The organism is Chryseobacterium sp. S0630 (assembly GCF_024158915.1).
Classification (GTDB): Bacteria; Bacteroidota; Bacteroidia; order Flavobacteriales; family Weeksellaceae; genus Chryseobacterium.
Window position 1 is genome coordinate 25,978 of the sequence record NZ_JAMZGF010000019.1, and the last position, 15,962, is coordinate 41,939.

At 35.1% G+C, this 15,962-nt stretch carries 6 protein-coding genes; all 6 read left to right on the forward strand.

The genetic code is table 11. The features are described 5' to 3' along the window. Window positions 1-615 precede the first annotated feature (615 nt). The 6 genes from NK356_RS10635 to NK356_RS10660 all read left to right on the forward strand — a co-directional run bounded on the left by NK356_RS10635 (window position 616) and on the right by NK356_RS10660 (window position 15,417). Window positions 616-1,086 (forward strand): hypothetical protein, encoded by a 471-nt coding sequence (locus NK356_RS10635; RefSeq protein ID WP_253316946.1) that lies wholly within the window; start codon window positions 616-618, stop codon window positions 1,084-1,086. 176 nt (window positions 1,087-1,262) lie between these two features. Continuing rightward, window positions 1,263-1,712 (forward strand): hypothetical protein, encoded by a 450-nt coding sequence (locus NK356_RS10640; protein ID WP_034700039.1) that lies wholly within the window; start codon window positions 1,263-1,265, stop codon window positions 1,710-1,712. 1,137 nt (window positions 1,713-2,849) lie between these two features. Continuing rightward, the gene (locus tag NK356_RS10645; protein WP_253316947.1) at window positions 2,850-7,919 is read left to right on the forward strand and encodes a choice-of-anchor L domain-containing protein; all 5,070 of its coding nucleotides are present in this window, start codon (window positions 2,850-2,852) and stop codon (window positions 7,917-7,919) included. Window positions 7,920-8,404: 485 nt separating this feature from the next. After that, on the forward strand, window positions 8,405-9,688 hold the full coding sequence (locus NK356_RS10650) for a zinc-dependent metalloprotease family protein (protein ID WP_253316948.1): 1,284 nt from the start codon (window positions 8,405-8,407) through the stop codon (window positions 9,686-9,688). A 216-nt stretch (window positions 9,689-9,904) separates the two neighbouring features. Next, on the forward strand, window positions 9,905-11,212 hold the full coding sequence (locus tag NK356_RS10655; protein ID WP_253316949.1) for a zinc-dependent metalloprotease family protein: 1,308 nt from the start codon (window positions 9,905-9,907) through the stop codon (window positions 11,210-11,212). A 767-nt stretch (window positions 11,213-11,979) separates the two neighbouring features. After that, window positions 11,980-15,417, forward strand: a complete 3,438-nt coding sequence (locus NK356_RS10660) for a PKD domain-containing protein (protein ID WP_253316950.1) — start codon at window positions 11,980-11,982, stop codon at window positions 15,415-15,417. Window positions 15,418-15,962 lie beyond the last annotated feature (545 nt).

The window sequence follows — 15,962 nt, forward strand, 5'->3', positions numbered from 1 at the left end:
CTGTATTTTTGAGATGGTACAGGATTAAGATGGGCTCAATGAGCTCATCTTTTTTATATAACATTCTAAAAAAAGGTCTTATATGACAATTTATTACTTCATTGATATAGTTGAATATCTACAACCTATACTTCTTATTACTTAAGCTATTTTAATAAGTTTGTCTTATTAAGTTGTTTATGTATACTTTACTAGTAATATTTTAAATAAGTAAAAGATAGGGGACATCTTTTGAGAACCTGCTATATCCACATTTTCAATTTCCGATTTTTAGTACTATTGACATTATTCATAATATTAAATTTCACCCTTTTTTAATTTAAAAGTATAATATAAATCGGATATAAAGTCCAGTAACTTTTTTAAAGGATATAGTACGTATTATTAGTATTTAAGTGTACAATGGAAGATGGGCAATACGCTCATCTTTCTTTTTTCTATACCACAGTCTTCTTTATAAATCTATTAAGATCAACAAAGGATATTACTTGTTTTTATCATTAAAAAGGCAGGGTTTCATCGATTAATATTTTCATAAGTGTAGTATAATGCCTACGATTCTGATTCTCTGTTATAGAAAAGCATTAAATATTTTTGTCACACATCGAAGAATTAATGAGATCTATATTTACTCTGGCCGTTGTGGCAGCCCTTAATCTGGCATGTACCCAGACTGAACCAAAAATATTTACCAATAAGAACTCCTCTCCTATCTATCATAAAGTTTACCAAATTTCGGAATTGCCTGCTGTTCCAGACTTTGCTGCACCAATTAAAGAATCGTGGGAAATTCGAAAATTCACATTGATCAAGGCTGACTGCAAAATATTAAATTTTGAATTGAAAGTTACATCCTCATATTTTTGGAAGGAAGACAATACCCTGACTGGTTTTGTGATGACTGATAAAAAAACAAAAGAGAAAGCAGTGATGACAATAGAAGAAAATGGATATGAACTGATTTATACTGATCATTGCAAAATCTTCAAATTACAAGGTAAAACTGACACCGATAATAAAGTATTGACCGATCCGCTGAGTATTCTCAAGAATAAACTTCTAACCTATGCAAGGACCAGGAGATAATATACTTTACCCAACAATGAGATTTCTAAATCGATTTTACATAATACCTATGTCATAAAAAAACAGAAAAAAATAACACTAACAATATTTTCACAATCGTAGTTCAACAACTACACTTTAAATTCTTTGTTACACCCATTACATTCTTAATTTCATCATTAAAATAGAATTAAATTATGAGAAAAATTATGTTTTTAATGGCTATTGCAGCCATATCATTTGTTTCATGTAATAAAAAAAACATTGAATCAAGTTCATTCACTGATAATAATGATAGTATGTATAAGATTTCAGAATTACCACTAATTCCAGAATTTGCGAAACCCATTGAAAAGGAAGGCGAAGTAAGAAAATTTACACTCATAAAAAATGATGGAACAAAACTGTATTTTGAATTAAAAAGTACTAAAGAAAAGTTTTCTGGAGATAAGCACAAACTTGCTGGTTTCGTGACAAACCACATGAAAATAAAAGGAAAAGCATCTATGACTGTTGGAGAAAACAGCTATGACTTATCCTATACTGATAATCAAGAAGATTGTACATTACAAGGAGAAAATAAACGAAGCATTAAATATAAAAATATCGAAATTAATTTACCTGGAATTATTAAAGAAAACTTTTAGCCAATTCCAGAAACAAATGATAATCTTTGTCAAAGAATAAATTACAAACCTGTTTAAACTTTTATTTTCCAGAGGAACGAAATAGAAAAGATTTCTTTCTGCTCCAAAATATCTCTGAATTCTTTACTTCTCAACCCTGAACCTGCATTAAGAAACAAACCTTTCTATTCTACATTGATATCTTTTAAGAGAGAAAAGATTTCTTTAAAAACATACTCAATCTTATAGAGATTATGAAGCTGTCTACTTAAAGAATTTTTCTAAGAAAGCATCTGCCTCTGATTATCATAAAGAAAAATACCGTTGCTTTTTTTTGATGATTTTCTCTCCCAATATCCAGCTCTCCTCCTGTTCTACTTCATGTATAACTTCCATTTAACCAAACACAGGGAAGAATCAGATTCTGTAGCAGAAAAATCCAGACTCGCTTAAAAGGAACCTTTATTGCTTGCTTCATTTATTGAAATAATAATCTAAAAGTTTCTAGCTTATTGTTTTCTTAGAATTTTTTTTTCAAACTCAATTCACAACATCGACAGCCCATTTTAATCATTTTATAATAAATTGGAAAATTCTTCCAAAATTGAATCTTATAGAACCCTCTCCTTTTACCTTTTCTTAGATAGGGTAAAATCTATTTTTCCTATTTATATTTCTTTATGAATTCCAGAATTTCAGTCCTTTTTTTGCGGCTATAAATTGCTAATTTCTCTAACCTCTTTTATCCATTATAAAAGTTTAAATAAGATCGATAATATATTTTGTAAGCAGCTTAATAAAAACGAAAAATAACACTAACAATATTTTCACAATCGTAGTCAAACAACTACGATTTAAATTCTTTGTTATACCTATTACATTCTTAATTTCATGGCTAAAAAAGAATTAATATCTGAAAACTATTATGCCAGGTTGCATTTAAAAACCCATTATTCACTACATCGATATTGAACTTCTGAAACAGCCATTCAATCAGTAAAGGACATGTACAAAAGATCAATATTGAAAAGAAATATCAACTTTTTCATATAAAAAAGAATGAGTAAAACTGCTCACTACTCACAGAAATTTCATTCACATCATCTATTTTAACAATACGGTCATACAGTCATTAAACATAATAAAAAAAACAATAATATGAGAGAAAATTTACTTTTAGTGTTATTTTTAACATTCCTTGGAAACTTTGTTTTGGCTCAAAATAAAGGCAGGGTAGAGATTGCGGCAAAGCCTACGGCTGCATCTATGAAAGCAGGTGCTTTTATAGATGTAAATGCACCAGGCTATCCAGAGTCGAACTATCCTATAAATCAGCTGATCAGTGATGTTCTTATATCAGGAGGCACCACTTGTGTCAGTTCAAATGTAAGCAATGTAACTGTTTCCCCAAACTTACCGGCCACTGATCCGAACCGAAGCTGGGGATATTTCAATAAATCAAGTACAGACTTTCCTTTCACTAAAGGAATTATACTTTCAACAGGATATGCAAATAAAGCAGGGAACACTTTTGAGCCCAATTTAAGTGATAACCTTGGGACCGCAGGAGATCCAGATCTATCTGCTGCTATAGGAACCAACAACTTACATAATGCCACTTCTATAGAGTTTGACTTTGTGGCTGCTTCTACTGAAATTACTTTCAGATATTTATTTGCTTCTAAAGAATATCAGAGCAACTATCCTTGTACCTATACTGATGGTTTTGCCTTATTATTAAAAAAAGTATCTGATCCTACTTATACCAATCTTGCTGTACTTCCAGGAGGAGCAGGGCCTGTAAGTGTAACCAATATTCACCCTCAATATCCAAACTGCGGACCTCAGAATGAAGTATATTATGCGGGTAACAATACTGCTCAGATTGAGACTAATTTTAATGGACGTACCATTCCACTTACTGCAAAAGCAACGGTAGTTCCTGGAGAAACCTATCATTTTAAAATTGTGCTTGCGGATTTTAATGATACCGCATATGATTCAGCAGTATTTCTTGAGGCAGGATCCTTTGATATCGGAGTGGGAATGATGGATCCGGCAGGAGTCCAACTTCCGGATTCTGTCACTATGTGTGATAATACACCACAGACTTTTACTGCCTCAATTCAAGGATCTAATATAACCTATCAGTGGTATCAGGGAACCAATGCTATTCCGGGAGCGACAAATGCGAGCTATACTGCAACACAACCTGGTGTATATACTGTTAAAGTTTTTATTCAGGGAAACAACTGTCCAGGAGAAGCAACCATTACTGTAGTAGCCGGAACTTCGCCTGTCGTCCAGAATGCAAGCTTAAGTGAATGTTCAAACTCAGCAACGGCCACTTTCAATTTAACATCCGCACAAGCTTCAATAAGTACTACTCCGGGAGCTGTGTTTTCATATTATACTACTTTGGCAGACGCCAATGCAGGAAATACCAATACCATTGCCAATCCTGCAGCCTATCTTTCCGGAAATGCAATCATTTATGCCCGCGTCAGCTCAGGAGCATGTTTCAAAGTGGCTCAATTGCAGCTTACAGTAATACAGACTGTAACTCCTGTTATCACTCCTTCATCAACTACCATTTGTTATGGAGGAAGCGTGACTCTTACCTCAAACCAAACTACGGGAAATGTATGGTCTACAGGTGCTACGACACAATCTATTACCGTGACCTCTCCGGGAACTTATACCCTATCCAACAACAATGGATGTACAAGTACTTCTACTTCAGTCACCATCAATGCTGAAAGCAATCCTGATGTACAGATCACTGGAAACCTGATTCTTTGTGAATCTTCAGCAACTACTTTAACAGCTACCTCTACAGGAACCGGAAATACTTTTTCATGGTCAAACGGGGTAAACGGATCTACCAATACCGTTACGGCAGGAGGTGTATACACAGTGACTGTTACTACTCCTTCAGGGTGCCAATATCAAAAATCCGTTACGGTGGATCAAGGTGTGGTTCCGGTAGTTCAGAACGCAAACTTAAGTGAATGTTCCAGCTCCGCAACAGCTAATTTCGATCTAACATCCGCACAAGCTTTAATAAGTACTACTCCAGGAACTGTATTTTCATATTACACGACATTAGCAGACGCCAATGCAGGAAATACCAATACCATTGCCAATCCCGCAGCTTATCTTTCCGGAAATACAACCATTTATGTCCGTGTCAGTTCTGCAACATGTTTCAAAGTGGCACAGCTACAGCTTACAGTAACACAGACTGTAACCCCTGCCATCACCTCTTCGTCAACTACCATTTGTTATGGAGGAAGCGTGACTCTTACCTCAAACCAAACTACTGGAAATATATGGTCGACAGGTGCTACGACACAATCTATTACTGTGAACTCTCCGGGAACCTATACCCTATCCAACAGCAATGGATCATGTACAAGTACCCCTGTTTCAGTAACCATCAATGCTGAAAGCAATCCTGATGTCCAGATTACAGGAAACCTGGTTCTGTGTGAATCTTCAACAACTACTTTAACGGCCACCTCTACAGGAACCGGAAATACTTTTTCATGGTCAAACGGGGTAAACGGATCTACCAATACCGTTACGGCAGGAGGTGTATACACAGTGACTGTTACTACGCCTTCAGGGTGCCAATATCAAAAATCCGTGACGGTGGATCAAGGTGTCGTTCCGGTAGTTCAGAACGCAACCTTAAGCGAATGTTCCAGCTCCGCAACAGCTAATTTCGATCTAACATCCGCACCAACTTTAATAAGTACTACTCCGGGAACTGTATTTTCATATTACACGACATTAGCAGACGCCAATGCAGGAAATACCAATACCATTGCCAATCCTGCAGCTTATCTTTCCGGAAATGCAACCATTTATGTCCGTGTCAGTTCTGCAACATGTTTCAAAGTAGCACAGCTACAGCTTACAATAACACAGACTGTAACTCCTGCTATCACTCCTTCGTCAACTACCATTTGTTATGGAGGAAGCGTGACTCTTACCTCAAACCAAACTACGGGGAATGTATGGTCTACAGGTGCAACAACACAATCTATTACTGTGACCTCTCCGGGAACTTATACCCTATCCAACAGCAATGGATCATGTACAAGTACCCCTGTTTCAGTAACCATCAATGCTGAAAGCAATCCTGATGTACAGATCACTGGAAATCTGGTCTTATGTGACCCTTCAACAACTACTTTAACGGCCACCTCTACAGGAACCGGAAATACTTTTTCCTGGTCAAACGGGGTAAGCGGATCTACCAATACCGTTACAGCAGGAGGTGTATATACTGTGACTGTTACTACGCCTTCAGGTTGCCAATATCAAAAATCCGTGACCGTAACTCAAGGTGTGGTTCCGGTAGCTCAGAACGCAACCTTAAGCGAATGTTCCAGCTCCGCAACAGCTAATTTCGATTTAACATCTGCACAAACTTTAATAAGTACTACTCCGGGAACTGTATTTTCATATTACACGACATTAGCAGACGCCAATGCAGGAAATACCAATACCATTGCCAATCCTGCGGCTTATCTTTCCGGAAATGCAACCATTTATGTCCGTATAGCATCAGCTACCTGTTCGAAAGTTGTAGAATTGCAATTGATAATCAATACAAACCCCACTCTAGTCATTTCTACATCCGCTCCGGCAATTTGTAATAACGGGAGTGTAACTTTAACATCGAATTTTGCAACGGGAAATACATGGTCTACAGGTGCAACGACTCAATCTATCACCATAACAGCTCCCGGAACTTATACTTTAACTAATACAAGTGGAAACTGTGCCATTGCTCCTGCATCAATTACTATTGTAGCAGATGTGGATCCCAACGTACAGATTACTGGGAATTTAGCGTTTTGTGAAGGTTCATCTACAGTTTTAACGGCAACGGCATCAGGCACAGGAAATACTTTTTCCTGGTCAAACGGGGTAAACGGAACTACCAATACAGTTGTTGCAGGAGGTATTTATACAGTAACTGTTACAACACCTGCAGGTTGTCAATATCAAAAAACCGTAACCGTAACCATGGACCCTGCAATAATTGTCAATATCGCTACTCCTTCACAAATTACATGTACTGTTGCTCAAATTACACTGGATGCTACAACATCTGTTTATCAGCCTGGAGCAACATTCTTATGGACAGCAACTAATGGTGGAAATATTGTTTCAGGAGCAAATACATTGACTCCGATAGTGAATAATGGTGGAACTTACACGCTTACGATTACAAGTGCTAATCCATCAGGTTGTGTGAAACAAGCTACAGTAACCGTAATAAATAATACAACTCCACCTATTATTTCTATCACCGCACCTGCTCTTACAATTTGTAAAGGGCAATCTGTTACTCTAACTGCATCCGGTGCTATAACCTATACATGGACTGGATTATCAGGTAACGGAAATACTCAGACAGTTTCCCCTACTTCCACAACGACCTATACCGTAACTGGAGTGGGAATCAATGGTTGTGCTTCACAAACAGCTGCAACCATTACCATCAATGTGGTTCCTGAAATAACATCCGCTCTGAACAATATAGAAATCTGCAAAGGAGATACTGGTATATTAGATGCAGGATCAGGTTTAAACTATACTTATAGCTGGAATACCGGAGCGACAACTCAGAAAATCAATGTAACTGCTACCGGTACTTATACAGTAACCATCAATAATGGAACTTGCTCTAAATCCTTTACTGCTGCAGTTTCATATATTCTTACCCCAGAAATTACCGGTATAGTTTACAATAACAATACCTTAACTATTAATGCAAAAAATAATGGAAGTATTTCTCTTGAATATTCTATTGATGGAGGGGTTACCTGGCAGACTTCAAATGTTTTCACCAATGTTCTTAAAAAGACTCTATATTCTATTCGGGTTAGAAACAAAGAGACTTCTTGTGATACAAATGTAGAATATTACACATTCTTTATGGCTAATGTTATTACTCCAAATAATGATGGCATTAATGATGTAATAAATTTTAGTGAGATCAGTAAATACGGAAATTTTGAAGGAAGCATATTCGACAAATATGGTAAAGCAGTATTTAAACCAACCTCAAAAACTCCAATCTGGGATGGGAAATATATTGGAAATCCTCTTCCAACTGATACTTATTGGTACAAACTATTCTGGCAAGATAAAATAAGTAAAAAGAATGTTGAACTATCAGGTTGGATCCTATTAAAAAACAGAGAGTAGATCTGATGAATATTATTAGGGTATTTATTTTCTTAAAAAAAGTAAATCCTCTTATAACACAAAAATCATCACACAATGAACTGCCCCCAAAAAGTATCTGACTTTTTGGGGGTAGTTTTTTATGGGGAAATCAATATTGTTTAAGTTTTAAGAATAACGTGTAGAAACTATAAATATCATTAAAAATTACAAAGTTTAAAACTGAAAAATATATTTTCGAAGTTAGAAATACACCATGACATTCTGAAAGAAGTTATCACGAAAACAATTATTCCAGGAGATTAATTGTTCCGGATTACGATGTTATTATTGCCGGAGCCTAAAAATTGGCAAGTATATACCATTCACAATATTATTATAGCAATAAAAAAGACGACAATAAAAGCAATTAATATCTTCATATATGTAGTTTAATTTTTACATCAGTCTTTTTATTATATCACTATTAAGTGATTAAATTTATCACCAATTAAAGAATTATATTTATGAAAAAGATTATGATTTCAATGGCTTTTGCAGCCACTCTGTTTGTTTCATGTCACAATGAAAACCTTGAAACCAGTTCACCTGCTGATAGCGGTATCGTAACCAATAATGGCAGTATGTACAAAATTTCGGAATTACCATTAATACCGGAGTTTGCAAAGCCTATTGGAAAAGAAGGAGAAGTGAGAAAATTCACGTTGATTAAAAATGATGGTTCACAATTGAATTTTGAACTTATAAGCAACAAAGCAACTCTATTTGGAAAAATGAGAACCTTTATGGGAACAGTAGATACAAGTGGACAAAATAAAGAAAAAGCCATCATGATTGTAGGAGAAAATGGTTTTGACTTATTTTACACAGATCAGAATCAGGATTACAGATTAAGGGGTAATCAGGATCTCAATATTGGTTTGCAAAAAGGAAATCTGGGAATCAACCCAAATCACAAAAATCAGTTTCTGGCTTTGGCTAAGAAAAAAGGATTAGACGGTGATCATTTATTACAGGAAGCGAATAAAAAACCTGTTGATAATGATAAACGTTATGAGGTAGCAGTGGAAAAGTCAAACTATTATTCCTTAATTAATGTAACAGCTACCTTACAGAAAAAGGGTTCCGGTAAAAATTATGGAAAATGTAATGCAGATTCTCTTCCCTTTCCATCTTCTGAAAAATCATATGGCAAAAATTCAGGGTCTTTGCGTGCATATAATATTGAGATTGTATATAGTGACAGTACTTTTGATTTTGACTCATCTTACGCTGCTCTTTTAACATCACTTAATTCAGTAGATTCAGGATTTGAAACAATTCTACCCAATGTTACTCAATATCAAGGGCGTCCTGGTAATCCAGATTTCCCGCTATCTGTAGAAGACGAGCTAAATTATAACACAGCATTTTCTAAAGTATATAATTCGACTGAGCAATTGGAAAAATTTGAAAACTGGATTGGCTCAAGCCATCTTAATAATGCAGAAAGACTAATTAGAGTTGCATTGTATGAAAGTACTTGGGATGCTTCAACATGGGCGTCAGGAACTTTGGGGCTGGCAAGACCAGATATGTATAAAAAAAGTACGAATAGTTTTTATCGTAAATATTCAGCACTGATAGCTTGTGACGATTATAGTAATACCTTCGCACATGAATGTGGTCACAATTTAGGAGCCCAACATGTAGATAGTTATTCCGATTTGATGTATAAAAGTGCCAATTTTACACATAAGCATTATGACGCTACCAACATCTCTAACATAAAAGGGTCATTAACTTATTAATAGTAAATATATTTAATATAATCCGGATCTTAGAATCAGTACATTGTAAAAAGGATGAGCAGTTTTGCTCATCCTTTTATTATATTACTCTATGTTCCAAAAAAACGACAAATAATATCATTAATATTTTCACATGTGTAGTTCAATATCTACATTTATTCTTTATTATTTCACAGACAAGAGAGTAATTTTGTCACCGATTAAAGAATTATATTTATGAAAAAAATTATGATTTCAATGGCCTTTGCAGCCACTCTGTTTGTTTCATGTCACAATGAAAACCTTGAAACCAGTTCGCCTGCTAATAGCGGTATCGTAACCAATAATGGCAGTATGTACAAAATTTCAGAATTACCTTTAGTTCCGGAGTTTGCAAAACCTATTGAAAAGGAAGGAGAGGTTAGAAAATTCATACTCATTAAAAATGATGGCACAAAACTTAATTTTGAACTAAAGAGTATTAATAGTACTTTATTTGGAAAAATGAGAACACTTATTGGCTCAGTCAATACAGGTGATGAAAACCAAAATAGAGCTATTATGATTGTCGGCGAAAATGGTTTTGACCTGTTTTATAAAGACAAAAATCAGGATTTTAGGCTAAAAGGGAAAAATGAGCTAAATATTGGTTACAAAAAAATTGAATTTAATCCCCAGGGAAAACAGAAATCAGAATTTCTTGCTTTTGCTCAAAAAAAAGGGATCAATGGCCAGCAATTACTAAACCAAGTGAACGAAAAAATGATAAATGACAATAGTCTTTATAATGTAACTATTGAAAATTCAAATCATTATATTTTATTAAATGAGACCGCTACTGTACAAAAAAGAGGATCAATAGAAAGTCATAGAAAATGTAACACAGATTTACATTCTAATCCAGCTATCAATAAAATATCAAATATGACTGCCTCAAAACAAGGCAGACCTTATGAAGTTCAAACTTATAATCTACAACTTGTAAAAATGTATGGAAATGCTGATATTGATGGACAATATGCACAATTAGTAAATACATTATATAACGTTGATGCAAGATTTACAGTAAACCTTACCCAATATCAACTTACCAACTCTATACGTAATCCGGACGACACTTTTAACGAAGCTTATGTAGAAGAATTAGCAGAATTGGCAAACGCAACATCAAAGGTAGCTACCTCAGGTGCCCAGATGACTAAATTATCAAATTGGTCTGTTAGCCATCCTTTTACAGGTTCAGGTAGATTCGTAAGATTTGTATTATATGCAGATGCTTGGGAGGACCATGCCGGTCAAGCTTATCTTAATTTCTACAGAGATAGTGATAATTCCAATCCATATATTCATGGAAACTCAATATTAGTTGCTTGTGATGACTATAGCACGGTACTGACCCATGAGTGCGGGCATAATATGGGAGCTGAACACGTTGATCTTGCTGATGATGTAATGTATCCTAATGCTAATTTTCTTGGAAAATTACACACTAATCCTGATAATATCCGTAAAGTACAAACATCATTATATAAATATACTGATTAAAAAATATCATTTATATAAAATTTTCACAAACTTTTCAATTGTACCTTATGATATAGTCCGAATTTAGAATCAGTACATTGTAAAAAAGGATGAGCAGTTTTGCTCATCCTTTTGTTTTAAAAAAGACCAAAACTTATTTACCACACAGCAATAAATAACTTCTTATCCGTAGTACAATATCTACAATTTTAATTCTCTATCGCTTTACTTATTTCAATAGCTTTGTAATAATAGATTTCACTTACAAAATATCATAAAAATATTTGACAACGCTCATCGTCATAGAAATTTTGGCCTTGGATTAATCCGGAATTTTGTTAAGAATAATATTATCTGTATTTATTTCAACATCCTAGTTTAGAAAACATCCCTTCAGGATATAAACCGTAGGTTTTTTTTGTAAGTGTTTGTGGAAAGATGGGCTACTGCTCATCTTTCTCTTTTTTTGAAGTATGTGATAAAGTTATAGAAAAAATAATCCCTTATTTCAACGCCAGCAATCTATATCCCGGTTCATTTAACCAAACAAAATGTGCTAAAAACAGGTCATTATTCCTCCCTGCATTAAGAAAAAAAAAAAACATAAAAAACTGTAGTTTTTTAATGATATTTTCACATTTTCTTTTAATCATCCGACAATTTATTTCTACACACATTATTTCTACATAAAGGGATTTAAATATGATATTTACAACACAAGTATCACATTAAAGAGAATTAATATAACGTTTTTACGAAAGATTAACCATATTAATATTTATAAAATTATGAAAAAAATTATGTTTTTATCACTATTCCTTGCCGGATTATGTGATGTGTATAGTCAAAATTTTGAACTTCAAACCTACAAAGCAGGCTTTGAGTTACCAGTTGGAGTAGTTTTTGACAGTAGTGGCAATGCGTATGTCTGGGAAAAAGCTGGTAAGGTAAAACAAATAGCCCCGAATGGAGGTAATGTCACCACAATTATTGATATTTCAAATGAAGTGATGAATCCTAGTGGTGATGATCATGGGTTATTAGGATTTGCTCTTGATCCTCAATTTGCCAGTAATGGCTATGTGTATTTATGGTATATTGTAGAACCCCGGACTCTATTCTCTGGATTAAATGCTGATGATCAGTTTTCTGCAACTATTGCAAGATGTACCCGATACACTTATACCAATGGTGTTCTTGATCCTGGTACCAGGAAGGTGTTGGTAGGAAATAATACCCAATATGGTTTTACAGATGGACCTCCTATTCTAGCAACGGCACACGGGGTTGGAAGTGTATTTTTCGGAGCGGATGGTAGCTTAATGCTTTCTGTTGGAGATAGTTCTCTGGGGGATCAGGCAGGAGCACAAGGAGTTGCACGAGGCATTCTCCCTCAGGCTGAGCAATCATTACGACAAATGCGAGCTCAATCAAAGACTTCTCTTTCCGGTAAGATTTTAAGAGTAAATAAAAATACAGGAGATGGAATACCCGGGAATCCGTATTATGATTCAACCCAATCAAGAAGTGCGCAATCCAGGATAGCAGTGATGGGTCTTAGAAATCCTTACAGGGTTACTGCCATTACACAGAATATTATAGGAAACGGACCTGGGCAGTTTTTAGTAAGTGATACCGGAGAAAATGCATGGGAAGAAGCAGCCCTATACTCTATGGGGGACAACGGAGGATGGCCACATTACGAAGGATTTGATAACGCAAGAATCAATGAACAGTTTACTACCTTTCCAAAAGATCCTTCTTACACTTTCAAATATCCCTTATATGCATGGGCTCATCCAGATAATGGTAACCCTAATAAACTCTGGGGAACAGACAGCAAAATCAACAAAGACGGAAATCCGACCCTTTGGTACAATCTTTCTTCTGATTCATACAACCATAAAGGTACCTCTTCTACCGCCAATACTTTTTATCCAAGAGAAATTAGTACAGACAGATATGGTGGTAGTTTAGCAAACTCTGTTTTGGTGGGTGACTATGTAGGAAGTGATCTTATGGCCATCAAATTTGAAGAAAATAATTCCGCTGCCAATTTCTCACGTCCAACAAAGGTATACAAGGCCCTTAATGCAGGTGGTATTGTTCATTTATATACTAACCCATACGACGGATATATTTATACTGTAAATTATGATGGCAATGGAAATTCGATTTCAAGATTAGCTATAACAGGCAATTATGCTCCAACAGCAATCATTAAATCTGATAAAAATTCTATTAATCAGAATGGAAATACAGTACAATTCTATGGTGATCTTTCTTATGATAAAGAAACTCAAAACTTACAGTATTTATGGAACTTTGGAGACGGAACCACTTCTACTGAAGTGAACCCGGTTCGTACTTTTACGATTCCAAATTCTAATGCAGATAAGAGAGTGGTAACCCTTACTGTTACTGATGCAGGAGGAGCAACCAATATTGCCACCAAAGAAATTTATCTTAATAATAATGCTCCTGTTATTCAGGATGTTGCGATAAAGAGGTCATCTGACAACTCAGTTGTTCAAACCTTACCTAATACTCATCCAAGCTCTACCAATGTTAATATTAGCGTTGCGGCCACTGATGATTTGACAAGTGCTGCTAACTTAACCTATACCATGCAGGTAAACAGACACCATGATGATCATATCCATTATGGCTCAGTAATCAACGGTTCAACAACTAATACTACCTTTGTACCAGAAGGAGGATGCGGAGAAGGAGCAACCTATTGGTTTGAGGTCTTGGTAAAAGTAAAAGATGCACAAGGTGCTGAAACACAATTCAGCAAACAAATCTTCCAAACATGCAACGGGCTGCAAAATCAGACGATCACCGTTTCAAACCCATTAACGAAAATCAGCAAGTATGCTAATCCATATATTTTGAATGCTGCAGCATCTTCAGGGCTACCGATTTCATTCAGAAGGGTTTCCGGACCTATCAATATAGATAATTCCGGAAAAATTACCTTTACCGGAGGAGCCGGAGCTGCAAGAATCATTCTATTACAGGCAGGAGATACCACCTATGGAAATGCCAATCCTGTTTACCTGGACTTTGAAGTTAATAATGATGCTACACCAGTTGCTAATTTTACAGATCCATTTGAAGTATGTACAGACAAGAGTGTAAAAGTAATCAATAATAGTACCGGTGGATCTTCTACTTATACGTGGAGATTATATGATGGTAATAATCAGATTGTTCTTACCAGCCCTAATAAAGATTTTGATTTTACCATTCCTAACAGTACTTCTACCTGGTTTAGAATAGAACTGATTGCTACTAACTCCCTGGGAACAAATACAAGATCAAGTGGATGGATAGCTAAAAAAGTATGTTCTGCTACAACCTCCTCTCCACTTGCTAATTTTACCGCACCCAATACATTATGTACTAACAGCAATAATACGATCATTAATACAAGTAGCAATGGACCTGGTACCACTTATGAATGGACGCTGAAAGAAGGAAATACTTATCAAAATATTCTTACCAGTACCAACAAAGATTTTGTATTCACATTGCCTAACCTCCCTGCCTATTATTATGAAATTACTTTAAAAGCAACCAATTCATCAGGGACTCATACAAAAACCAGTGCATGGATTTATAAAGAACAATGTTCTGCTATAGCCTCCCCACCTCTTGCCAACTTTACCGCACCCAATACATTATGTACTAACAGCAATAATACGATCATTAATACAAGTAGCAATGGACCTGACACCACTTATGAATGGACGCTGAAAGAAGGAAATACGTATCAAAATATTCTTACCAGTACCAACAAAGATTTTGTATTCACATTACCTAATCTTCCCGCATACTATTATCAGGTTACTTTGAAAGCAACCAACTCATCAGGAACCAACTCAAAAACCAGCGCATGGATGTATAAGAATCAATGTACAACAAAAACAAGTCTTAACAATAAAGTAATTTATGCTTCAGAAAGAGATAAACCAGAACTTCCAATAGACAATGATCTTGTTTATCCAAATCCAACAAGTTCAAGTGTTAATTTCAGCTACAGTGCCTTACAAAGCTATACCGAGTATAGTATTTACGATATGGCAGGAAGAGAAATGAAAAAAGGTTCAATACAGGATGCGAAAATAGATATTTCCAAGTATCCAAACGCAACTTATACAATCATATTCATCAATACCCAAACAAAAGCAAGGGTTATCAAGAAAATTATTAAAAAGTAAATTTCAATCACTATGGTGCGCCTTAACGGCGCACTTTTTATAACATGCAAAAAATTGTTTTATTAACCGGGTTAATTCTTATTCAACCACAAACCATAGCCTAAACATTAAGTTCACTCTCTTTTTAAATTGCAAAAAAACCACAACCAACGTCTAGTTTTTTCCTTAAAAAACAAATACATACAATTAATATTTTAAATCCTATGTTTGCTATTTAATGATCAATAATGAAGGTACTTCATCACAACTCATAGACAAAGAATCCTTTCTTGTAGTATTACCCCAAAACAACAGGATGGATAATGAGCCTGATCCCACACACAGTAAGAGCAGAAGCGCTATATTTTTTTTCACTACCATAGGAAATAATACCTATAATCTTTGTAGTTTTTTAACGATATTTTCACATTTTATTTCAGCATTCAATCAATTTATTCCTACATACATTACATCCTTTAAAAGGGATTTAAATGGGATATTTGCGCACAAATATTCATGACCCCGGGGAATTTCTTTCACATTCGTATACACCATGAATATTATTA